The 22,275-nt window shown below is 68.2% G+C and carries 15 protein-coding genes and 4 pseudogenes; 9 read left to right on the forward strand and 10 right to left on the reverse strand.

What is annotated here, in order from left to right:
* From IEZ15_RS40375 to IEZ15_RS40390, 4 genes are all read right to left on the reverse strand, one after another.
* Positions 1 to 480 (reverse strand): flavodoxin-dependent (E)-4-hydroxy-3-methylbut-2-enyl-diphosphate synthase (locus IEZ15_RS40375; RefSeq protein WP_189281973.1); only part of this gene is annotated, 480 nt, incomplete at its 3' end.
* Between the two features lie 181 nt (positions 481 to 661).
* Positions 662 to 1,972, reverse strand: a complete 1,311-nt coding sequence (locus IEZ15_RS40380; RefSeq protein WP_114246968.1) for a M50 family metallopeptidase — start codon at positions 1,970 to 1,972, stop codon at positions 662 to 664.
* Positions 1,969 to 3,222 carry a 1-deoxy-D-xylulose-5-phosphate reductoisomerase gene (gene dxr / locus IEZ15_RS40385; RefSeq protein WP_229846468.1) on the reverse strand — a complete coding sequence of 418 codons (1,254 nt, stop codon included), beginning with the start codon at positions 3,220 to 3,222 and terminating at the stop codon, positions 1,969 to 1,971. The genes IEZ15_RS40380 and dxr overlap by 4 nt, the downstream gene beginning before the upstream one ends.
* A 138-nt stretch (positions 3,223 to 3,360) precedes the next feature.
* Positions 3,361 to 3,990 (reverse strand): LppU/SCO3897 family protein, encoded by a 630-nt coding sequence (locus IEZ15_RS40390; protein WP_114246966.1) that lies wholly within the window; start codon positions 3,988 to 3,990, stop codon positions 3,361 to 3,363.
* A 390-nt stretch (positions 3,991 to 4,380) separates the two neighbouring features.
* On the opposite strand from IEZ15_RS40390, the gene IEZ15_RS40395 reads away from it, so the two are divergent.
* Both IEZ15_RS40395 and IEZ15_RS45905 read left to right on the forward strand, forming a co-directional pair.
* Positions 4,381 to 5,322, forward strand: a complete 942-nt coding sequence (locus IEZ15_RS40395) for an N-acetylmuramoyl-L-alanine amidase (protein ID WP_229846469.1) — start codon at positions 4,381 to 4,383, stop codon at positions 5,320 to 5,322.
* Between the two features lie 233 nt (positions 5,323 to 5,555).
* Positions 5,556 to 5,969 (forward strand): hotdog fold domain-containing protein, encoded by a 414-nt coding sequence (locus IEZ15_RS45905; protein WP_229846470.1) that lies wholly within the window; start codon positions 5,556 to 5,558, stop codon positions 5,967 to 5,969.
* 138 nt (positions 5,970 to 6,107) lie between these two features.
* On the opposite strand, the gene IEZ15_RS40405 is transcribed toward IEZ15_RS45905, so the two are convergent.
* The gene (locus IEZ15_RS40405) at positions 6,108 to 8,060 is read right to left on the reverse strand and encodes an acyl-CoA dehydrogenase family protein (RefSeq protein WP_189281968.1); all 1,953 of its coding nucleotides are present in this window, start codon (positions 8,058 to 8,060) and stop codon (positions 6,108 to 6,110) included.
* Between the two features lie 777 nt (positions 8,061 to 8,837).
* Between IEZ15_RS40405 and IEZ15_RS40410 the strand changes: the two genes are divergently transcribed.
* Both IEZ15_RS40410 and IEZ15_RS40415 read left to right on the forward strand, forming a co-directional pair.
* On the forward strand, positions 8,838 to 9,311 hold the full coding sequence (locus IEZ15_RS40410) for a carboxymuconolactone decarboxylase family protein (RefSeq protein ID WP_189281969.1): 474 nt from the start codon (positions 8,838 to 8,840) through the stop codon (positions 9,309 to 9,311).
* Between the two features lie 321 nt (positions 9,312 to 9,632).
* Positions 9,633 to 9,980, forward strand: a pseudogene (locus tag IEZ15_RS40415) (IS5/IS1182 family transposase); the annotation flags it as partial.
* Here the strand turns inward: IEZ15_RS40415 and IEZ15_RS40420 are convergent.
* Positions 9,959 to 11,065 (reverse strand): serine hydrolase domain-containing protein, encoded by a 1,107-nt coding sequence (locus tag IEZ15_RS40420; RefSeq protein WP_189281970.1) that lies wholly within the window; start codon positions 11,063 to 11,065, stop codon positions 9,959 to 9,961. The pseudogene IEZ15_RS40415 and the gene IEZ15_RS40420 sit on opposite strands and share 22 nt — an antisense overlap.
* Before the next feature lie 763 nt (positions 11,066 to 11,828).
* On the opposite strand from IEZ15_RS40420, the gene IEZ15_RS40425 reads away from it, so the two are divergent.
* Positions 11,829 to 12,929 (forward strand): PP2C family protein-serine/threonine phosphatase, encoded by a 1,101-nt coding sequence (locus IEZ15_RS40425; protein ID WP_308427500.1) that lies wholly within the window; start codon positions 11,829 to 11,831, stop codon positions 12,927 to 12,929.
* Positions 12,930 to 13,697: 768 nt separating this feature from the next.
* Here IEZ15_RS40425 and IEZ15_RS40430 read toward each other — a convergent pair.
* Positions 13,698 to 14,765, reverse strand: a complete 1,068-nt coding sequence (locus tag IEZ15_RS40430) for a hypothetical protein (protein ID WP_189281971.1) — start codon at positions 14,763 to 14,765, stop codon at positions 13,698 to 13,700.
* A 316-nt stretch (positions 14,766 to 15,081) separates the two neighbouring features.
* Between IEZ15_RS40430 and IEZ15_RS40435 the strand changes: the two are divergent.
* Together IEZ15_RS40435 and IEZ15_RS40440 are read left to right on the forward strand one after the other, a co-directional pair.
* Positions 15,082 to 15,494 (forward strand): annotated as a pseudogene (locus IEZ15_RS40435) (MFS transporter); the annotation flags it as partial.
* A 763-nt stretch (positions 15,495 to 16,257) separates the two neighbouring features.
* Positions 16,258 to 16,632: a hypothetical protein gene (locus IEZ15_RS40440; RefSeq protein ID WP_229846471.1), complete on the forward strand. Its 375-nt coding sequence runs from the start codon at positions 16,258 to 16,260 to the stop codon at positions 16,630 to 16,632.
* 1,355 nt (positions 16,633 to 17,987) lie between these two features.
* On the opposite strand, the gene IEZ15_RS40445 is transcribed toward IEZ15_RS40440, so the two are convergent.
* Positions 17,988 to 18,452 (reverse strand): GNAT family N-acetyltransferase, encoded by a 465-nt coding sequence (locus IEZ15_RS40445; RefSeq protein ID WP_114246956.1) that lies wholly within the window; start codon positions 18,450 to 18,452, stop codon positions 17,988 to 17,990.
* Between the two features lie 43 nt (positions 18,453 to 18,495).
* A pseudogene (locus IEZ15_RS40450) lies at positions 18,496 to 18,708 on the reverse strand (transposase); the annotation flags it as partial.
* 140 nt (positions 18,709 to 18,848) lie between these two features.
* Between IEZ15_RS40450 and IEZ15_RS40455 the strand changes: the two are divergent.
* The gene (locus IEZ15_RS40455) at positions 18,849 to 19,541 is read left to right on the forward strand and encodes a choice-of-anchor C family protein (protein WP_189281975.1); all 693 of its coding nucleotides are present in this window, start codon (positions 18,849 to 18,851) and stop codon (positions 19,539 to 19,541) included.
* Positions 19,542 to 20,481: 940 nt separating this feature from the next.
* Entirely contained in the window at positions 20,482 to 21,714 is a 1,233-nt protein-coding gene (locus IEZ15_RS40460; protein WP_189281976.1) for a PP2C family protein-serine/threonine phosphatase, read from the forward strand.
* 372 nt (positions 21,715 to 22,086) lie between these two features.
* Here the strand turns inward: IEZ15_RS40460 and IEZ15_RS45910 are convergent.
* Positions 22,087 to 22,275 (reverse strand): annotated as a pseudogene (locus IEZ15_RS45910) (hypothetical protein); the annotation flags it as partial.

Raw genomic sequence — 22,275 nt, forward strand, 5'->3', positions numbered from 1 at the left:
CCCGTACTTCTTCAGCAGCCGCGCGTCCAGCGAACCGGCATTCACACCGATCCGGATCGGCGTACCCGCATCCTTCGCGGCCCGCGCGATCTCCTTCACCTTGTCGTCGAACTGCTTGATGTTCCCCGGATTCACCCGCACCGCCGCACAGCCCGCATCAATCGCCGCGAACACATACTTCGGCTGGAAATGAATGTCCGCGATCACCGGGATCTGCGACTTCCTCGCGATCGTCGCCAGCGCGTCCGCATCGTCCTGCGTCGGACACGCCACCCGCACGATCTGACAGCCCGACGCCGTCAGCTCCGCGATCTGCTGCAACGTCGCGCCGATGTCCGACGTACGCGTCGTGGTCATCGACTGCACCGACACCGGCGCATCCCCGCCCACCGCAACCGACCCGACCTGGATCTGGCGGCTGACCCTCCGGTCGGCGAGCTTGGTCGGAACGGACGGCATTCCGAGAGAAATCGCAGTCATGCGCTGAGCATCCCCAAGGTGTGGATCAAGGTCCCGAGATCGGCGGGCTCCGGGTTTCGAGGTTACGGCACCGGCGACACCCACGAGCACACCGCGTCCGTGAATGCCGCGCAACGGGAGGGGCCCGTACACACGCTGTGTGCCGGGCCGTCACCCATGGTTCACCGGGTCGGTCGGGAGATCAGGAGATCTTGACCGGATTGACGATGTCGGCCACCAGCACCAGCAGTGTGAAGCAGATGAATACACCTGCGACGACATAGGCGACCGGCATCAGTTTGGCCACGTCGAAGGGGCCCGGGTCGGGGCGCCTGAAGACCCGTGCCACATTGCGGCGCAGGGCCTCCCAGAGCGCTCCGGCGATGTGCCCGCCGTCGAGCGGCAGCAGGGGCAGCATGTTGAAGAGGAACAGCGAGAGATTGAAGCCGGCCAGCAGGAACAGCATCATCGCGATCTGGTTCGTGGCCGGGACGTCGAGCGTCATCACCTCGCCGCCGATCCTGGCCGCACCGACCACGCCGACCGGGGAGTCCGCTGCTCGCTCGCCGTCGCCGAAGGCCGCGTTCCACAGGTCCGGGATCTTGGAGGGCAGGGCGATGATCGAGTCGACGCCGTTCTCGATCATGTCTCCCATGCGGACGACCGAGTCGCCGAAGGAGAGCGGAACGATCTCGGTCTGGGCGGCGAAGCCGAGGTAGCCGGCCGTCACGTACTGACCGGGGATCACCTCTCCCTTGGAGTCCTTCTTCGCCACCGCGTTCTTCTTCAGCACCGCGTGGAGGGTCTGCTCCTGGCCGTCGCGCTGGACCGTGATCGTGGCGGGGCCGATGGTGTCGCGGATCTTGTCGGAGAGCGTGGCCCAGTCGTCGACCTTCTGGCCGTCGAAGGCGACGATCTTGTCGCCCTTCTTGAGTCCTGCGGCCTGTGCGGGCGAGACCGGGTCGGACTTCTTGCAGGTGTCGCGGTTCGTGCTCTGGGCGATCACGCACTTCTGGACACCCGCCACCTCGGTGGTCTGGGTCTGGAACCCGAAGGTCATCGCCACACCGAGGAAGATCGCGACGGCGAGGACCAGGTTCATGAACGGTCCGGCGAACATCACGATGATGCGCTTCCACGGCTTGCGCGTGTAGAAGAGCCGCTTCTCGTCACCCGGTTCGAGCTCCTCGAAGGCCGCGGACCTGGCGTCCTCGATCATGCCCCGCCACGGTGACGTGGAACGCGCCTCCAGGCGCCCGTCCGGTCCCGGCGGGAACATGCCGATCATGCGGATGTAGCCGCCGGCCGGAATGGCCTTGATGCCGTACTCGGTGTCGCCCTTCTTCCGCGACCAGACCGTCGGCCCGAAGCCGACCATGTACTGGGGGACGCGGATACCGAAGAGCTTCGCGGTCGACAGGTGCCCCAGCTCGTGCCAGGCGATCGAGAACAGCAGCCCGATGACGAAGACGACGATGCCCAGAATCGTCAACAGGACCGTCGTAATACTCATGCGCGCGCCTCCGCTGTCGCTTTCGCCGAGAGTTCACGGGCCCGGGCGCGTGCCCAGGTCTCCGCTTCGAGGACGTCTGCGACCGTGAGCGAAGTTCCCGTGGCGGGGGTGCCGTGTTCGGCCACCACCGCCGTGACCGTATCCATGATTCCGTTGAACGGCAGCCGTCCTGCCAGGAATGCGTCGACGCATTCCTCGTTCGCGGCGTTGAACACGGCCGGGGCGGTGGCGCCGAGCGTGCCCACGTGCCTGGCCAGTCCCACGGACGGGAAGGCCTCGTTGTCGAGGGGGAAGAACTCCCAGCTGGACGCCTTCGACCAGTCGAAGGCCGGTGCCGCGTCCGGGATGCGCTGGGGCCAGCCGAGGCCGATGGCGATCGGGCCTCTCATGTCCGGCGGTGTGGCCTGGGCGAGGGTGGAACCGTCGGTGAACTCCACCATGGAGTGAACGTACGACTGGGGGTGGACCACGACCTCGATCCGGTCGAACGGAATGTCGTAGAGCAGATGCGCCTCGATGACCTCCAGTCCCTTGTTGACCAGGGTGGCGGAATTGATCGTGATGACCGGTCCCATGGCCCAGGTCGGGTGCGAGAGGGCCTCGTCACGGGTGACGCCCACGAGCTCGCTCTTGGTTCGTCCCCGGAAGGGGCCGCCGGACGCAGTGACGACGAGCTTGCGCACGTCGGCCCTGGTCCCGGCGGCGAGCGCCTGGAAGAGGGCGGCGTGCTCGGAGTCGACCGGGATGATTTGACCGGGCTCGGCCAACGCCTTGACCAGCGGGCCGCCGACGATCAGCGACTCCTTGTTGGCCAGGGCGAGCGTGCGGCCCGCTTCGAGTGCGGCGAGTGTGGGGGCGAGACCGATCGATCCGGTGATTCCGTTGAGCACGGTGTGGCAGTCGCCGGCGGCGAGCTGGGTGGCGGCTTCGGGCCCTGCCAGGATCTCCGGGAGCGGCTCGCCCGTCCCGTACTGCTCGCGCAGCGCCTCGCGGAGGGCCGGTACGGCATCCGGTGCGGCGACGGCCACGGTACGCACCCGTAGCTGCCGCGCCTGCTCGGCGAGGAGTGCGACCCGGCCGCCCGCGGCGGAGAGCGCGGTGACGCGGAAGCGGTCGGGGTTGCGCAGTACCAGGTCGATGGCCTGGGTGCCGATGGAGCCGGTGGAGCCGAGGATGACGAGATCCCGGGGGCCTTCCGCGGCATCGAAGACGACGTGCGGGTCGGCGAGGGGGGCAGGGCTGTCGCTCATGCCCCCCATTGTTGCCGCATCGGCTGTGAGTGTGGACAGTGCGTCCCCAGCGCCGGGCCGCCCGGGGCCGATCTCAGCCGTCCTGGCGCGGAACCTCGCCCACCGGGCCGCCCTGATCCGTGGAGTCGCCGGGGGCGGTCATTTCGACATGGGGTGAGCGCACAAGGTCTTCTTCTCCGCGCTGTACTCCAGGTACAGCAGCCAGTCCTTGCCCCAGCACTTGTCCCCGTCGGAGATCCAGTACTCGGCCTCGGGGGAGCTGCAGCCGACCTCTTCGAGGTCCTGCTCGGGCCATTTCGCGTGGTTGCGGATGCAGTCACCGGCGGTGAACGTGGGCTGGGTGTGCGGAATCAGCTTCGGGACCACGGCCGCGCCCAGGGCCGCGACCAGGGCGGCCATGATGACCAGCGCGGGCGGCCGGGCCAGGACCCGGCGCCCCGGGGCGAGTTGGGGCCGCAGATTGCCCACCGGGTGGGGCAGGGCGCGGATCCGGGAGCGGGCGCCGATGTTCATCACCATCGTGACCGGTGCGGCGAACACCGACAGCAGACCCCACCAGCCCTGCCAGAGGGTGTCCGAGGTCATCCTGCGGTACGTGGCCGTTCCGCAGGTCCGGCAGAAGGCGCCTTCCTCGGTCAGGAAGCGCAGTGTGACGACGAGCCCGCGGTGTCCACGCACCACGGCGTGGACCGCCGGTATCGCACCGCAGATGTGGCACGACGCAGCGGAACCGTAGGAGGTCGGCGGGTGGTGGGGCGGCGTGGACACGAGAACTCCTGGAGACGGCGTGGGCCAGGAACCCTAACGGTTCGTGAGTTCCGCGAAGCCGGCGAAGGCCTCGTGGAACCCGGGAAACGTCTTCCGTACGCAACCGGGGTCGTCGAACGTGACGCCCGGCACCCGAACGCCGGCCACGCAGACCGGTCCGATCTGCGCGGCGGGCGTGTGGAACAGCTACGTGCTGACAGTGACGCCGACGCAGATCACCTGGACGCGCACCGCCGACGGGCGGCACGAAGTGCACGGCCACCGCTGCGGATTCCACGTGGCGGGGTCCATACGTCCGGGTGGAAAAGGTAGAAGAAACCGACGACGGGCAGAACGGTTACCAGGGGAATGTTCCGCAACGTCATCTACACCGCAGGATAGGGAAATCGCATGGCAAACCCCATGTCCGCTGCACAGGTCATATCCGCTCTGCGTGCCGAGGGAGTGCGCGTGGTGGAGGTCGGCAACTGGCGTACGCACAACCGGAACTCGAAGGGTGCGTGGGGTCCGGTCAACGGCAGCATCGTGCACCACACGGTCACCAAGGGGACCGCGGCGACCGTGGCCATGGTCCGGGACGGGTACGCGTCCCTGCCCGGTCCGCTGTGCCACGGGATGATCGCGAAGGACGGCCGGGTGCACATGGTCGGCTGGGGCCGCGCGAATCACGCGGGCGGCGGTGACCCGCGCGTTCTGGAGCAGGTGATCGCCGAGTCGTACGGCAGCCGGCCGACCCCGCCCACGAAGGGCAACGCGAACGGAACCGACGGCAACGCGCGCTTCTACGGCTGGGAGTGCGAGAACCTCGGCGACGGCAAGGACCCCTGGCCCAAGGCGCAGTATGACGCGATCGTCCGGGTGCAGGCGGCGTTGTGCCGGGCACACGGCTGGTCGGCGAAGTCCGTGATCGGCCACCTGGAGTGGTCGAACGACAAGGTCGATCCCCGCGGTTTCACCATGGCCGCGCTCCGCGCCGATGTGGCTGAGCGGCTGAAGCACCCCGCAAGCTGGAACCCGAACGAGGAGGACCCCATGGCAGGGATCACCAAGCGCGACATTTTCGACGCCGTCTGGAAGACCGATGCGATCGGCGGCCCGACGGACGCGGCAGACCATGGGACGAACCCCACGTGGCAGCCGCAGACCATCTTGAAGGACATGCAGGCCCGCATCCGTTCCATGGACAAGCGGATGGCGGCCCAGACCGCCGCGATCACCGCGCTCGCCGGTCAGGTCGGCACGGGCGCCGACACCGAGACCATCGTCGCCGCGGTGCAGGCCGCGATCGAGCGGGCCGTCATCGACGTCAACATCAACACCAGGGAGACCTGATGGCGTCGATCTTCACTGCCACGTTCCGGGCCGCGACGGCGGAGCGCACTGTGCGGACCGCCGCGCAGACCGCCATCGCAACGCTCCGCCTCGGCACCGCCGGTGTCCACGATGCCGGCCGGTCAGAGCCTCTCCTTCGCCGGGAGTGCCGCGCCCCTGGCGGTCCTCACCGCGATCACTGCGTCCGGGAGCGGTGACGGGCCGGGGCTCACGGGGATGGTCCGGACCCGGACATGACTTCGCCGTCGTCGGGTGGCGACCGGGTCCCCGTCGAACCGGCCGAGATGCGCGGGAAGATCCGGACGGCGTCGCCGAGTCGAACGGCCGGCTCGGCCCTGCGCTTCGGCGGACGGAGGCGACCGGAGTCGGACATCGGCGCGCTACAGGATCGGGTCGCCGTCCTGGAGCGTGACCGCCGGCCGCTCCCGGCGGTCGCCGCGGTGACCGGTGCGGCCGGGGTGGCGACCGGACTCGATGTGCTCGCACCCGCCACCGGCAACTGCATCGAGGCGGTCGGAACCGCCCTGAAGTCCGGACGCACACCGACCGTCTGCCAACTGGAGGTGCACGGCGTCCAGGACGACCGGCGGAAACTCGTCGCCAACGGGCAGCAGACGCTGATCCGGGTGAACAGGCCCGAGCGGTGAGCCCGCTGGGCGGCAGCAGCATCCCTGCGACCGCCCGACACGACCCCTGTCTCCACCGCTGCGCTCCCAGAAGACAGATCAGCGAGGAGGCCGCTCGGCCGGGTTCCCGGCCGAGCGGCCTGTTCGCTTGCGCGGGTGTCAGCTCGGCCGAATGACCCTTCTGAGGTTCGGGTGATGGGTTTCAGGCGGATCAGCATCGGCGATCCACGGGCCTTCGCCGCTCGGATCGATGATGCCCTCCTCCAGCCAGGTGTACGCACCGGACAGGACGCCGTCGACCACACGCCGGTCCAGGTCGTCGGTGTTGGACCACAGGCGGGTGAAGAGTTCCTCGACCCGGACGCGGGACTGGCGGCAGAAGGTGTCGGCGAGCCGGTAGGCCTCGCGGCCGTGGTCGTCGGAGGAGCGCAGCAGTTCGGCACGGACGCAGGCGGCGCTCATCGCGAAGAGTTCCGCGCCGATGTCGACGATCCTGCCGAGGAAGCCCTGCTTGGTCTCCATCCGGCCCTGCCAGCGCGACATGGCGTAGAAGGTGGAGCGCGCGAGCTTGCGGGCGGAGCGTTCGACATAGCGCAGATGGGTGGACAGGTCCGGGTGTCCGGGTGGATTGAATTCCCCGTACGTACGCGGGAGTTGTCCTGGCCCCGCGACGAGCTTGGGCAGCCAGCGGGCGTAGAAGCCGGCCGCGTTCGCGCCCGCTTTCGCCTTGGCGGAAAGGGGTTTGTCGGGGTCGATGATGTCCCCCGCGACCTTCAGATGGGCGTCGACGGCCTCACGGGCGATCAGCAGATGCATGATCTCGGTGGAGCCCTCGAAGATCCGGTTGATCCGCAGATCGCGCAGGAGCTGTTCGGCGGGGACGGCCCGTTCGCCGCGGGCGGCGAGGGACGCGGCTGTCTCGAAGCCCCGGCCGCCCCGGATCTGGACCAGTTCGTCGGCCATCAGACAGCCCATCTCGGAGCCGTACAGCTTGGCAAGGGCCGCTTCGATCCGGATGTCGTTGCGGTTCTCGTCCGCCATCTGGGAGGAGAGGTCGACCACCGCTTCAAGCGCGAAGGTGGTTGCGGCGATGAAGGAGATCTTGGCGCCGACGGCCTCGTGCCGGGCGACCGGCCTGCCCCACTGCTCACGGACCGCCGACCACTCGCGGGCGATCTTCAGACACCACTTCCCGGCGCCGACACACATGGCGGGCAGGGAGAGCCGTCCCGTGTTGAGCGTGGTGAGGGCGATCTTGAGCCCTGCGCCTTCGGGGCCGATACGGTTCGCGGCCGGGACCCGGACCCGGTGGAAGCGGGTGACGCCGTTCTCGAGGCCGCGCAGGCCCATGAAGGCGTTGCGGTTCTCGACGGTGATGCCCGGGGAGTCCGCCTCGACGACGAAGGCCGTGATGCCGCCCTTGTGGCCTTCCGTTTCCGGGACGCGGGCCATCACGACGAGGAGGTCTGCGACGACACCGTTGGTCGTCCACAGCTTCACACCGTCGAGGATGTAGTCCGGTCCCTCCGGAACCGCCGAGGTGGCGAGCCTGGCGGGGTCGGAGCCGACGTCCGGTTCGGTGAGCAGGAACGCCGAGATGTCGGTGCTGGCCAGCCGGGGCAGGAAGGTGTCCTTCTGTTCCTGGCTGCCGAAGAGCTTCAGCGGCTGCGGTACGCCGATGGACTGGTGGGCGGAGAGCAGTGCACCGATCGCGGGGCTGGCGGAGCCGACCAGGGCGAGGGCCTTGTTGTAGTAGACCTGGGTCAGGCCGAGGCCGCCGTACTTCGGGTCGATCTTCATCCCGAGCGCGCCGAGTTCCTTGAGGCCGTTGATCACCTCGTCGGGAATCCTTGCCTCACGCTCGATGAGCGCGCTGTCGATCCTGGTTTCGCAGAAATCGCGCAGCCGGGCGAGGAACGCCTCGCCGCGCCGGACGTCGTCCGCGGCCGGCAGCGGATGCGGATGGATCAGGTCGAGCCGGAAGCGCCCGAGGAAGAGTTCCTTGGCGAAACTGGGCTTGTGCCAGTCCTGTTCGCGCGCGGCCTCGGCCACTCGGCGCGCTTCACGCTCGGTGACCTTGGGCGTGTTCTTCGGAGCGGATGGTGCGGACATGAGGAGCTCACCTCGCCGCGTTGTGGGGTGGGCGGACGCGGCCGGTCCGCGCGGAGCGCGCATGGCGCCTGCCGAGCCGTACCAACCGGTGCTACTTGTCCTGATGTACCCGATTACCGGCACTCCCACCATCCCCCGGACGCCGATCGGGTCGGGAGCCACTCCACTGGCCAGCCCTGCGGTGACACGGCGGTCGGGCGGTGAGCGGGGGAAGCAGAAACGGCCGGAGCCCCCGCACTGGGCGCCCCTCGCAACGCCCTGACCTGCGGGTACCCACTGCCGGGCTCCACGAGCCCGCTCCAGCCGCCGAGCCGGCCAAAAGCTGTCGCTCACCCGGTACACCCGTTGCGGGCCGGAAACGGCAACGGTCCCGGCTACCCGCCATGGAGGCGCCACGCGCGTTCGGCGTCGTGACGACGTCCCCCGATCACCGCATGGTGGCCGTCGGCGCCCCGGGGAGCGCTGGTACGGCAACCCTCCAGGAACGTCCTCTCACGGCGGTGAGGCTCCTTGCGATCCAGCCGGTCCCGCTCGATGTCCCCACTTGGTTGCGGGCTCAACCAGGGGTGGGGACGCCTGACAGCCAGATCCGGGGGCGACGCGGCCCGCCCGGGGTGGCCGTAGGCCACCGCGCAGCAATGCCGCGTAGTCAGGTGCTCCGGGGGTGTGCAGGGATGCTGGCAACGAGGAGACGCGCATCACATTCGTCTGGCTGTCACATCTTGCCGGGCTGTTCCGTCAGTGGGGTGTAACAGCTCACACGGCAAGGAGATCGCCATGGAAGCCCGTTTCACCTACTACGACACCCCCCTCGCGGCGACGTACATGAAGTACATGATGTCGGCGGGCAGGGTCGTGTCGGGCTCAACGCTGCCGGCCGCGACTCAGGAACTGGTGAAGATCCGCGCCAGCCAGATCAACGGCTGCGGGGTCTGCACGGACATGCACACCAAAGACGCCGCGCACGCCGGGGAAACCTCGGTGCGCCTCAACCTGATCGCGGCCTGGCGGGAGGCAAAGGTCTTCACCGACGCCGAGCGGGCCGCCCTGGAACTGACCGAACAGGGCACCCGCATCGCCGACGCCGCCGGTGGTGTCACCGACGCGGCCTGGGCGAATGCCGCCAAGCACTACGACGAGGACCAACTCGCCGCCCTGGTGTCCCTCATCGCCCTCATCAACGCCTGGAACCGCATGAACCTCATCACCCAGCAGCCCGCCGGCGACTACCGGCCCGGGCAGTGGGGGTAACCAGCAGTACCGATCCCCTCTGAAGGCTCGTCGAAGACGACCCGGCCCTTTTCCCGATGTCCCGCACGTGTCGGGGGACCGGCGAGCGGAGTACCTGACGGGGGCGGCGGCTGCCTTGCACAGGGCACCGCACGCCCTCGGGTCGGGCCGGCCCCGCACTCGGCCGGCCGTGGCGTTCCCGGACCCTTGGGTGCCGGGCGGACCGGCCTGCCCCGAACCGCCCACCTCTCCCGCGGCCGCGCTGCCAGAGGTCGAGTACCGACACGTCCGGGAATGCTTCCACGCGAAGTTCGACGTGCAGCCGAGTGTGAGTTCGCTCGCGATGCCCCGCAGATGGTCGCGGTCCTGGGACTCATTCGCGTACCCCGTCCGGCCGACGGCCATCCCCGCACCCGGCCGGACCATCCGAGCGGGGACGAAACGTACTCATCACACCGGAACCGCCGTTGTCTGCGACGTCGGCAGATCAAGCGCACCATCCCCGAACGCCGTGGCCGGCAGGCTCACCGCCGACGCCGTGGCAGCGGCGGCGGCAGGCCCACCGGCTTCGACCCGGCACGCTGTGCCCGCAGGAACGAAGTCGAGCGGCTGATCAACCGGTTGAAGATCTACCGGGCCGTGGCCGGACGGTTCCTAGGAGGAGCGGTTCAGCGGCACAGGGCCGTGTCCACGACGCTGTCGACACGCTGCCTGGCTGCCTCGTCGGTCAGCTGCATGGTCACCGCGACGTTGGCGGCGCGGCCGTCGTCGGTGGCCCCGCCCCGGGTCTCGTATCCCGGGAAGCTGCCGCCGTGCCCCCAGTAGACGCCGCCGCACGGCAGGGGCTTGCTCACGAGCCCCAGTCCGTAGCGGGCGCCGGGACCGAAGGTGGCATCAGCGGGGAGGGGGGCGCTGCGCATCTGGGCCAGCTGGGCCGCCGGGAGGAGGTGGCCGGACAAGAGCGCGGTGAAGAATCGGTTGAGGTCGGAGTTGGTGGAGATCATCTGACCTGCAGCCCAGCCCCAGGAGGGGTCAATTTCCGTGATGTCGCGCAGAGGCGCGTTGGCCGAATCCCTGTAGTAGCCCTTGGGATGGGGTCCTCGGATGGTCGCGTCACCGGGGGCGGGGAAGTAGGTGTGGCGCAGCCCGATGCGCTTGATGATGCGCCGGTCCATTTCCTTGGCGAGGGGGCGGCCGGTGACCTTCTCGACGATCAGGCCTGCCAGCACGTAGTTCGTGTTGCTGTATTCCCATTTCGTCCCGGGGGCGAAGTCGGCCCTGTGCTGGAGAGCGAGGTCGAGGAGCTCGCGGGGTTCGAAGTACCGGACGTCGTCCCCGAGGTAGTTGGTGTAGTTGGGAAGTCCGCTGGTTTGCTGCAGGAGCTGACGGACGGTGATGCGGCGTCCGTCGATCCCCTTCCCGCGCACGAGGCCCGGCAGATAGGTGTCGACCGGGGCGTCGAGGCCGATCTTCCCTTCAGCGACCAGTTGCAGCACGACCACCGCGGTGAACGTCTTGGTGTTGCTGCCGATCCGCACCTGACCGTCCCTGGGCACCTTCGAGCCGGTGGCCAGGTCGCCGACCCCTACTGTGTAGGTACGGGTGCGGCCCTCACGGTCCTTGACGCTCGCCAGCGCAGCGGGCAGGCCATCGGAGTGCACCAGTGCGTTCAGGCCCTGCTGGACGGTGTCCGGCCTGGCGGCAGCAAACGCCGCGGGCGGCACCAGGACACCCATCGTCATGACGCCCACGGCCACCGCGGCCGCAGCGGGCACGGCTCTGCGCCGACCACCCCGCCGCCGCCCGGAAGAACGAAACCTTTGCCATGCCTGCTCACGCACGAATCAACTCCTACGGAATTGTTGGGAAACCAGCGATACATGCCGGGCCCAGCATGTCCGGATGCGACCGCCCGGGGCGATCCTGCTACCCGCCCAACTCCAGGTAGGGCTGGCCCCCGGTGCGCTCAGCCGATGGGCAACGGAGGCGGGGATGTATGCCCTGGCTGCGGTGCCGGCGTCAGGAGAGCAGATCACTCGCCGTCATGCCCCCACGGGAACACCACCACACGGGAACCGCGAACACGAAAGTAGTCCTGACCTGCGGGTACGCGTGCGCATCCGCGCTGGTGCGGCCATGGCCACACGGGTGCGGCCACACGGTGGTCACGGCCCAGCCGGGCAGGACTGGGGCACGATCCCGACATGCACGGCCCTCCACCCGGTCCCGGCGGGCCACCCCCGCGCGAAGGTCCTGACATGCCATTGGCTGGAGCAATGGCCGGCCCGAAGCGTTGCGGGGCAGCAGGATGGACGTCTTGCCCACATCATGTGCCAGGAGTCCCGCGTGTACAGGCTGTTTGAGTGGAGCCGCCAGGAGCAACGTCCGCATGCAGGCCCACACGGCGGCTCCGTCCTCCGACCGGGCAGCGTCCGTGCTCGCGCCCCTCGCTCTGCGACGGAGTGAGCAGTGAGGTGGCCGGGCCGCCCCGGGGCGGCGAGCGGCCGGGCAGCGCCGCCCGGCAGTGGGAGCCCGCAGGTGCCGGCCGCGCCCGCGTGGATGCGCTGGCTGCCCGCCTTCTATGTCGCGGGCATCCTGGTGCTCGAACCCCTTACGCCCGTGCAGTGGCCGGTGAGCTTCCTGCTCATCGCCCTCCCCGTGATCGCCGCCTTCGCCCACGGCCCGGCTGCTGTCGCCGGCGTCACCGTGTTCGCGATCGCCTTCGAAGGGGTCCTGGCCGGCACCCCGTGCTGCGCGGGCCGCCCGGTGAGCTACGTGTGGGAGCGCCACTACGTGGCCACCTACCTGAGCACCGCTGTGGTCGGCGTCCTCGGAACAATCCTGGCTGCCCACCGCGTGCGCCGGGAACGCACCCTCGCCAACGTGCGCTTCGTGGCCGAGATCGCGCAGCATGTCCTGCTCAGCCCGGTCCCGCACCGCATCGGCCCCATTCTGGTCGAAGCCCTCTACCTGTCCGCCGCCGCGGAAGCGCGCATCGGCGGTGACCTGTATGAGGCCGTCCCCACCACGTACGGACTCCGCATTGTCATCGGCGACGTCCGCGGCAAGGGACTCCCCGCCGTCGAGACGGCCGCCACCCTCCTCGGCGCCTTCCGCGAGGCCGCCCACGACGAACCCGACCTCGCCGCCGTCGCCCGCCGGGCGGAGACGAGCATGAATCGCAGAGCCGCCCGCCTGGCCGGAAACGACGTCGGCGAGCGCTTCGTCACCGCTGTCTTCGCGGAGATCCCCCGCCGTCACGTGGTCCGCATCGTCAACTGCGGCCACCCCCCACCCCTCCTCATCCGCTCCGACGGGGTCACCGAACTGGAGACGGCCGACCCCGCACCGCCCCTCAACCTGGGCATGCTCCTCGCAGAGGCCTACCGGGTCGATGAGTACCCCTTCGGTCCCGGCGACCAGTTGCTGCTCTACACCGACGGCGTCACCGAAGCACGCGACCACACCGGGGCCTTCTACCCCCTCCGCCAGCGTGTCCTCTCCTGGGGTCCTCTCCAGCCCCGGGAACTCCTCGACCGCCTCCACCAAGATCTCCTCGTCTACAGCAACAATCGCCTCCACGACGACACCGCGGCCCTCGCCATCTACCACCTGCCCGACCAGCTGGAAGTGCCCTGAAGATCTTGAAATCGCGCCCGCCTTGCATCAGTTCAGACCGGTTGGTTTTCCGGCGATCTGGCGCGAACTTGACGGCGAGAGCAAGATCTTCAGCGGTCTCCAGGTCCCGAAGGGCGAGAACCCGGCGGGTTGACCGCCCCCTGATGAGAGCATTTGAATCTCCCCACCCCCTGCTCGGGCCGACCCCGGTGTCGCTCAGCTGGATCCCCAGGCAGACGCGCGCTGACCTGCGGTCGGACGCCACAAGGGTGAGGGTGAGCCGACGAACGAGGGGATCCCGGCAGCAGCGACCAACGCCGCATCACCGATCGCACCGAACTGCAACACACCGGCAAGGACGGACCCCGCGCCGCTCGCGAGGGACGACAGCCCCCGCATGGCCCGCGTGAAGTTCTCGACGTCCGGATTGACGGGGACGTTCGGCGCGGGCATGTTGTGCGCCCGCAGCCGCGTCGAGCGTCGACAGGTCAGGGACGACCCGTACAGACAGTTCCTCGCCCGCGAGCGCCGCCCGCAGCCGCTCCACGAACCCGCTCAAGTCCGGCGAGACGGGAATGCTGATGCCGTCCAGAGAGCGGAGGCCGGCCAGGAGTTGGGCATCGAACCGGCGCAGGTCCGGCGTGACGGTGACCGGATCGCACACAGCTGTACGCCCGGACCGCATCTGTCTTCGTGCACAGTTGAGCCGACGTCATACCCGCCGCGTTGCGCGGGTCGACGCCGGACTCGGTGTACGTCTCCTGCGGGACGTCGGCAGTCTCCACCCCCTCATGGCGACGCCGGCCCTCCACGCACAGCCTCGAAGATCTCCGTGGCCCGAGTGGCTCCACCCCGGTAGAGAAGCGTAGCGAGGGCCAGACCAACACCACCTGTCAGATAGGTCTCTGCCCCTGAGGGAAGTTCGAGGAACGCGATGGCAGCGCCTGCGGCAGCCACCACCAGCGCGATGACGGCAACACGTACGGGCTCCCGGTCCGGTACGGGCTCAAGGCCGTCCAGGTGGTGATCATCCAGCATCGCGCCTGTCATGCTTCGGGAGTATCGGTCGGCGATGATCAAGGTCAGGTCCGATAGCTCCGAAACGGCGGCAGGCATATCTGTATCGAGGCGCAATTCCGCCTTCCGTAGTGCGGCCACAACTTTACCAGCGTGATCCTTAAGAGCTTTGCGGCGATGCGGCCAGCGGTAGGCGTCTGCAGCCTCGCGGCGATATGCGCGACCCACCTCTCTGGCGAGAGAATTGACCGCAATTCCAACCGAGCGTTTCCCGGAGGATCTGCCAGTCCACTTATCGGGGTGACGCTTGGCAAGTGCACAGGCACGAACGACCTGCCTCGCCCGGTTGACGAGCAGGTACCGATGTCGCACGCGGGACTTCCAAGAGAGGGCCAGCCGCCCCCCAGTCGCAGTTCGCAACATCATGTAGCAAAAGTACAAGACGAAGCACAGAAAGATTGAGATAGAAATATAAGGACCGACAACCTTGATCGGCCTCATCGGATCCTGCTCAAGGAGGCCTATAAGGTCATGTCCGTTCGCCTCGAAGTCTCGCCGAGCCAAATACAGCGGCCGCCCTCCCCCACCTTTCATGGAGCTGGTGAATGCCGTCATATTGGTGACGAAGAGGACATAAGACAGGAACGCCGCGAGAATTCGGACAGGAATCAGACCGAGGCTGTCGGCCCGCTCATAGCGGCGCACGGCAATGCGCAGCCGGGGGGTGGGGCGCCTGCCCGTATGCAAGTACGCGACGTCAGCCTCGAATTGCTCAAGGATCCTCTTGGCGACGGAGCCGCGTATCAGCAGGGGGTACCTGCGCTGGAGCCACCTGATCATGGGGCAGATGATGGCACGAACATATTGCCGCCCGAATCGAAACGGGAGAAGCTCGCTCCCTCTCGCGTCGACGACACAACCACCTGTGATCAGAGCGCTTCGCTCAGCGCCCGGGCCGGGAAGTTGTTCGCAGTGTTGCCCGGGTGGCTGGCCCGCTGTGCGAACACGGTCCGCCCGCCGGCACGGTCGTGGCGTACGGCAACCGGCTGGTCAAGGCGGGCAAGTTCCGCAAGGTCGACCGGCCGAAAGCCGCCGACGGTCGCCTCCGGAACCACTCCATCGCGGTGCCGCCCCAAGGGGCCGCACAGCCCGTTCATCGACGGGACCGCCGGGCGGCGTGGAGTTCCCTGCCCCCTGGACCAGCGTGGCGATGCGTTTGAAGACGGCCTGCTACCTGCTCTCGGCACTGGGTATCCACGCCATCGGCGGGACGGAACCGCGCCCCACGCGGACCGGTGCACCGCGACTGCGAGCAGGCGACCTGCTCGAAGGATGGCGCAACATCCTCACCCACCCCACGCTGCGCCCGCTGTTCTTCAACACGATCGTGGTCACGGCCTGATCATGGCCTCCGAGCCGCTGCTCGCCGTACTCCTGCTGGGCCGCCTCGGGTTCGCACCCTGGCAGTACGGTCTCGCGTTCGCGGCCCCTTGCGTCGGCGGCCTCGTCGGCTCACGCCTCGCGCGCCGACTCGCGGCGCGGTTCGGGCAGCACAAGGTGATGCTCACCACCTCCGCTACCGCGTGGCGCGCTGAGTCACAGGCGAGGCGAGGCCGCCGCAGCGTGATGCTGCGGCAGCCTCGTTCGTTGCGGGGTTCTCAGGTAGTGGGTGGGCGGAATGGGATGACGTTGTCAGCGGCCGGGGTGCGCTGTGGTGGGGTGCCCTTCCCTTACGGGCGCGAGCTTGCCGGTACGCGGATCAGCAACGTAGCCCTGCTGCCCTGTGGAGAGCGGCACCACTCGGCCGTTTGGACTTACGAACCCCAGAGGGACGTAGCGCCCCGTCTTGGGGTCCGCCTCATATGCCAGCGGCCAGCCGGCCGCTGCGGCCTCAGTCGGAGCGTGATCGGTATCCGTCGGGGTTGAGGCAACGACGGGAGCGGCGCCTGCTGCCATCCCTAAGACAGCGGTCGTAGCCACGATGTGATGCAGGAACTTCATGAGGACCTCGCGTCAGCGCTGGGAAATGCCCCTAAGCATAGGGGGGCAAACCCGGGGGCCGCGCAGCGACCGAAAGAGGCCGCCGCACCAAATGATGGCCGAAAGTAATGATGTGATCACCTTATGTATGGCAAGTGCCGCAGGTAAGTTCAATCGCCGTGACGGCCGTGAGGGACACGGTCTGAGAGGTGGGGAATCTCCAATGAAGCTACGTGGAACGGCAGTTGTAATAAGCGCCTTGGTCGCCGGAGGTCTCCTCTCGGGTACCGCGCAGGCGTCAACAGCGGACACGCCTGCTGACGCGAAGCCCCTGACCTGGGTTGGGCAGCCGGTGTCCAGCGAGTCCGCGCCGGCGGGGAAGGTGGCTCACTACCAGGCCGATCCCGAGAAGGGCACCATCAAGTTCCTCGGCTTCGTCGACCCCGAGCCCGAGATCACGTCAACGATCGTGCAGCACAATCCCCCCCAGTCCGGGGACTGTGTCCTCTCCCCGTGGAGCACCCCGTATGCCGCGTACGGCTTCCGTGGAGCGGGCACGATGAATGGGTCCTGGTCCAATCGCAAGCGAATCACCGGGGGCTCGGAGTGGTGCGCCGGCACATACCACGCACAGAGCGGAGGCTCCAGCTTCAACACTCCCATCCTCGCTACTGGCTCCTTCGTCGACTTCACTTCTCCCGCCGTGGTCACACAGGTCCGCATCTGACCCCGCGTCCCGTGGCGCGCCGGGATTGTCCCTGCGCGCAGGAGTGCTGATTCCGCGAGGTCAGGCTCCGCCGCCTGGCGGCCACAAGCCGGCCACACGCACTGATCCACAGTGGGATCACGTGGCGCACGGCGGGACAGTCGGACAATCCAGAGGGGCTGCCGAGTATCTCGGCAGCCCCTCTGGCACGCACAAGCCGGTCAATGTCCACGGCCGTGCGGACGAGTGAGGCGACGCCCAACTCCACGTATCCCGCCGCATGAACAGCCCAACGAGCGATCACGACACAGGACGCCGTCTTGGCCTCGATCCGCCAAAGTTGCGGTGAGATGGACGTCCACGCTGGCAGCAGGGACGGCGGGCAGCAGCCCCAAACCGAGGACCGGCCGGGTACGCCACGCCCGCACCACGACGGATGCCGTCGTGGCCTCTTCCATGGTGACGGCGAGCGGCCCGCGCTCGTCATGCCCGGGGTCGACCGCAACAGCGCTGCCGACAGGCGACGCTGGCAGCGGAGCGTCGAATGTCCAGGTTGCCCGCCCGTTTCGGCCAGTGACGGCGGCTGTCGCGGCCGGTGACGGGCCGGGTGGGCCCTGTTCTCCTTGCGGGCCCTGGGGGCCGGTCTCGCCCCTCGGGCCGGGCTCGGGGCTGGACTTGGGGTGATGCTCAATCGACCGGGTGCGCCGGTCGAGGTCCCGCAGGCGATGAGCCACGCCGCGATCTCCGTGAGCTCGTGGGCCACGAACTGCTGGTCGCTGTGGGGAACTCGTCCGTCCAGCCGTCCGAGGACGTCGACGGCGCTGATGTCCACACCGCCGGCCGTCCACTCCGGCGCAGTGATCGGCCCCTCGCACACGTGTGCGGTGTCCCGGTAGATCGCGAGCTTGTGACGCCAGGAACGGACGCGGGACAAGCCGGCGCAGCAGTCCGCATCCGGGGCGATACGAAAACGGGCCGTCGAGATGTCGTCGAGGACACGCGACCCTTCCACTTCCAGTAGGACATCGGCCGGCCGTGTACTGGGCCGGCCTCCTCGACGGCCTCCTTGAAGACCTGGGCCGACCCCCGTCGTCGAAGCGCTCGGACCACCACCTACCGGACCGTGTGCCGCCGTCCTTCCACCGCACCTGGTAGCTGCGGATCTTCCCGTCCTTGGGCGCCAGCCTCCCCCCTGCCGCTCGGCGCCACGTCGCTCGCGCAGTGCAGACCCACACCGCCACGGGCTTGCCAACTCCTCGATCAAATGGGCGAGACGTGTACGGGAGATACCGCGGAATGCAGAATGGGACGAGGCCGCGCGGGCCCGTTGAGACGACACAACCGATGAACCCCTGCGGCCCGCTTCAGGTCACAAGTCACGGGCGCATGGGCCCAACCTGCGGCCGGCAGAGGTAGAACAGCTCGGGGTCCCCCTCATCAAGGCCGTGGAGAAGGCCCACCGGGCTCCATCCGGCTCGTTGGAGGAGTCGCTGCATCGGCTGGTTGGAAACGTTGGTCGAGGTGAACAGCTTCGGGGTCGTGCACGAGGCCGCCACAGCGTCGAGCAACCGATGCCCAACACCTCTGCCACGAGCCGATGGAGTCACCATCAGCATCGTGACAAAGCCCTGTTCGAAGAATGTGTACTCCGCCACGCAATAGCCGAGCAGGCCGGACGCGTCCTCCGCCGCGATCACCAGACCCTGTTGGCACCACCTTCTGATGCTCGCCTGTCGCTCGGTATCACCTTCGATCGCGACCACGTCGATCCCAACCAGCGCGTCCGACTCCGACTCACTCACGCGGCGCACAACGAAGTCGCCGAGACTCACTGCATCCATACGTCCATGCTGTCAGTTCGCACCAGAAGCCTGCCCTACTCCTAGCCCTCCAACGGGCCTGAGCGGATTCGATCAGCTTGAAGACCATGACGAGGGCGGCTCCCCGGCTGCCGGCGCCCTTGGTGACCTCCGTCCGCAACCGGACCGTGGCGAAGGTCGGCTCGATCGGATTTGCGGTGCGCAGGTGGATCCGGTGCTCGGCGGGGAAGTCGAAGAACGCCAGCAGCTCGTCCTCGTCGTCCGTGATCCGCTTGACGACAGCAGCACGTAACAGGTGCGTTGCTCAACGGCTGATGAACACTCACCCGGACGCCTATGTGTCTGCCAGCCGCATCTGTGGATATCTATGGGAGTTTCTACCCGCCTGATCGCTTCCCCCCTGTTTGGAAGGCTCCCATGCTGCCTAAGCGTCTCTACGCTGCGCTCACCTCGGCTGGCCTGCTTGCAGGTGCCGGTGTCGCTGCGGCATCCCCCGCTCACATCACCCACTCGGCCCGCACGGTGGCAGCCCAGGCCACCACCACCGCCTTCACCAACGGCAGCTTCGAGACGCCGACCGCTCCCGCGAACTCCTTTTCGATCTTCTACGCAGGTCAGACCATGGGCCTGTGGCAGGTCGAGAGCGGGAGTGTCGACCTGGATGACGACGGCTACTGGCAGGCTGCTGAGGGCAACCAGTCCGTTGACCTCAACGGCACCACCGCAGGCACGCTGTCCCAGACGTTCACGACGGAGCCCGGGGCGAAGTACACCGTGACGTACTCGCTCGCCGGCAACCCTGGGGGTCTGCCGACCGTGAAGACAGGCGAGGTTCGCATCGACGGACACTCCTTCCAGGACTTCACCTTCAACACGGCTGGCAGGACGTTCACGAACATGGGCTACGTGACACGGCGGTTCACGTTCGTGGCCAACAGCACTTCCACAAAACTGACGTTCGCCAGCACTTCCGGGCCCACGGCCTACGGCCCCGTCATCGACGACGTCAAGGTCAAAAGCTGCTCCGGCGCGGGAACTGCTCCAGCAGCTCATGCGGCGAGTGCTGTGGCCGGGAACGTTAGCCGGGCTGGGCGATCAGGCCCCCGCTGACAGTGGTCGACCGCCCCCTGATTTCCCCTCTCGCCGCGGATGCGGGCTCGTGCGACCCGCACCCCGGTAGACGTCCCGGTCACGGCAGGCCGCGTACGCGGTTCCCGCCGGCCGAGGCCGTCAGCACCATCGCGCGCCCGTAGCGCACCGAACTCGTGCTGCCCCGGCGCACCGCACGACCACCAATCCGGCGAACCTATGTGGTCACAGCATTTCAAGCAGGTCAGGGTGCAGATACGCAGGAACGGCCGGAGCCCCCGCACAGTGGACCCCTTGCACCGCCCTGACCTGCGGTTTTCCTTTGACCTGCACGAATGCTCAGCGGTTCGGCCCGTATCGACCCGTCCTGGCTCGTCCCAAGCCGTTTCAGCCCGCTGTGGTTTTCCCGTGGGAAAACCACATGGGAACCATGACCGCGAAGTCGCGCTGGCCTGCGGATACCCACCCTCAGGGCTTCACGAGCCCGCACCGGCCGCCAAGCGTGACCGAAAGCCTCGGTTCAGACTCGAACACCCCTCCACGGCGTGCGAGTTCGTCGATGTTGGTGGTGATCGTGAACTCCTCGCCTGTCCCGTCAGATCGGGCGGTGCATGGCAGCAAACACGATCAACACGTAGACGAGCACGAGCACGACCGCTGCGGTGATAAGCGGTCGACGGTGTGCGAGCGCGGCGGGCGAGCATCCGGCCTCACGTGACCGCGTCAGCGGCATGGGCCGGGACAGTGACCGGCAGCGGCGCCACCGGCCGCAGAGCCAGATTCCGCGACAGCGCGGAATGATCCGTGAGCCGGGGCTCACTGGTGCGCGGCTCGTGCACATAGGAGCAGTCCGCGCCCACGCCTGGCGGCCGCGGAGCCCTGGAGTGCTGGCCTGCCTGGAGCGCCGCTGGTGCCTATCGTGAAAGTGCACGTGATCGACATAGCGTCGTGGGCAGGTGGCATCGTGAACGCATCCGGGATCGACTACGAGGCGGTATTCCAGGCGCTGCCGAGCGCGGTGGCCCTGTTCACCACGGACCTGGTGTACGTCGACGTCAACGAGGCGTTCCTGAGCAGCATGGGGCGTACCCGTGGCCAGGTGGTAGGCCGCTACCTGTTTGATGCCTTCCCCGACGACCCCAAGGACCCTGCCGTAACCGGTATGCGCAAGCTGCAGGCATCTCTGCGGTGGGTGGCTGCCACCGGGAAGCGCGACGCCATGACGCTGCACCGCTACGACGTGGAGCTCCCGGACCGGCCCGGGGTCTGGGAGGAGCGGTACTGGAGTCCGGTCAACGTCCCCGTCTTCGGCCCGGACGGGCGGGTGGCGCTGCTGCTGCACCGGGAGGAGGACATCACCGAGCTGGTCCGCACCCTCAGTCGCCGAGGCAGCGGAGACCGGCCGACGGTACTGGAAGCCGAGCTGTACACCCGGGCCGGGGAACTCCAGGGGGTGAACGAACGGCTGCGTGAGGCCCACGCCTGCGAACACGAAGTCGCCCTGAGCCTGCAAGAGGCGATGCTGCCCTCACCCGGGCCTGTGAGGCATCACCGCGCAGCAGTGCGCTACCGCCCGGCGGTCGGGGGGCTGAACGTTTGCGGGGACTGGTACGACCTCGTCGACCTGCCTGGCGACCGCATCGCGGTGGCCGTCGGCGATGTCGTCGGCTGCGGCCTGGCCGCTGCCTGCGTCATGGGCCAGCTGCGCAGCGCCCTCAGCGCCGCATCCCGCGTCGCCGACGGCCCCGCCCAGGCCCTGGAAGCTCTCGGCCTGTACGCCCGCTCGGTCGACGGCGCGGAATCGACAACGGCCGTCTTGTCCGTCATCGACGGCACCAACCGCACCATCGCCTACAGCAGCGCCGGCCACCTTCCACCAGCCCTGCTGCACCCAGACGGCACCGTGGACTTCCTCGACCAGGCCACCGACCCCCCGCTCGGCGCCCGCCCCGAACACATCCCCCGCCCCCAGGCCGAGACCGCGTTCACCGAGGGGGCCACCCTTGTGCTGTACACCGACGGGCTGATCGAGCGCCGCAGCGAGGACATCGATGTCGGCCTGACCCGGCTTGCCGACTCCCTCACCCGCCACCGGGGCGCCGATCCCGAAACGCTCGCCGACGCCCTCCTGGCTGACCTGACCCCACCTGCCGGTGCCATCGACGACACCGCCCTGGTCGTCCTACGCCTGTGACAGAGGCGGCCACCACCGTGCTCACCGCCGGGTCGTCGGCCGCGCCTCGCCACCGCCAGCCTCAGGTACGGGTGGAGCCCCGCCCGCAGCTGGTCGGCGCGATCGTCAGCTCCCCTTTGCGTGAGGTGATGTACGGGATGATGTCCGGACGCTGCCCGGCCATGGCATGGACTCCTCGAAGCTGGGTGGGTCGGGGCTGGTCAGTGACCGCGAGGGGCGTCGCGGCTGTTCATCGGCGGACCTCTCGCCATGCCCGCGTGAGCAGGACCGCGGTGGGACAGGGCGCCTTCGCTCGGCACGACGCACAGTCATAGGTATGGGCAATGAGGACGTCGTACGCCTCATCCCCGCGTCGGGAATGGCTAGCTTTCGTCAGTGACACATCGGCTCCTTCGGGCAGGTACGGCAGCGTCGGGGAAAGATGAAGACGGACGTGCCCTCGCGCTCAGGGCGGGACCCGAGGTCCACAGCGGTCTTGATGCTCAGTGCGGCATGGCACCACACGCATGCGGCGCCCTCACGCTGCGGCATCGAAAGCATTTCGAGAGACGGCATCTGCTC

It is taken from the genome of Streptomyces atratus (assembly GCF_014648655.1).
Taxonomy (GTDB): domain Bacteria; phylum Actinomycetota; class Actinomycetes; order Streptomycetales; family Streptomycetaceae; genus Streptomyces; species Streptomyces atratus.

Excerpts from the sequence above, each read along its gene's own strand:
- IEZ15_RS40445 (WP_114246956.1), bottom strand. The coding sequence starts at position 18,452 with ATGGATGCAGTGAGTCTCGGCGACTTCGTTGTGCGCCGCGTGAGTGAG.
- IEZ15_RS40410 (WP_189281969.1), top strand. The coding sequence starts at position 8,838 with ATGGAAGCCCGTTTCACCTACTACGACACCCCCCTCGCGGCGACGTAC.
- IEZ15_RS40395 (WP_229846469.1), top strand. The coding sequence starts at position 4,381 with ATGGCAAACCCCATGTCCGCTGCACAGGTCATATCCGCTCTGCGTGCC.
- IEZ15_RS40405 (WP_189281968.1), bottom strand. The coding sequence starts at position 8,060 with ATGTCCGCACCATCCGCTCCGAAGAACACGCCCAAGGTCACCGAGCGT.
- IEZ15_RS40380 (WP_114246968.1), bottom strand. The coding sequence starts at position 1,972 with ATGAGTATTACGACGGTCCTGTTGACGATTCTGGGCATCGTCGTCTTC.
- dxr (WP_229846468.1), bottom strand. The coding sequence starts at position 3,222 with ATGAGCGACAGCCCTGCCCCCCTCGCCGACCCGCACGTCGTCTTCGAT.
- IEZ15_RS45905 (WP_229846470.1), top strand. The coding sequence starts at position 5,556 with ATGACTTCGCCGTCGTCGGGTGGCGACCGGGTCCCCGTCGAACCGGCC.
- IEZ15_RS40430 (WP_189281971.1), bottom strand. The coding sequence starts at position 14,765 with ATGATCAGGTGGCTCCAGCGCAGGTACCCCCTGCTGATACGCGGCTCC.
- IEZ15_RS40455 (WP_189281975.1), top strand. The coding sequence starts at position 18,849 with ATGCTGCCTAAGCGTCTCTACGCTGCGCTCACCTCGGCTGGCCTGCTT.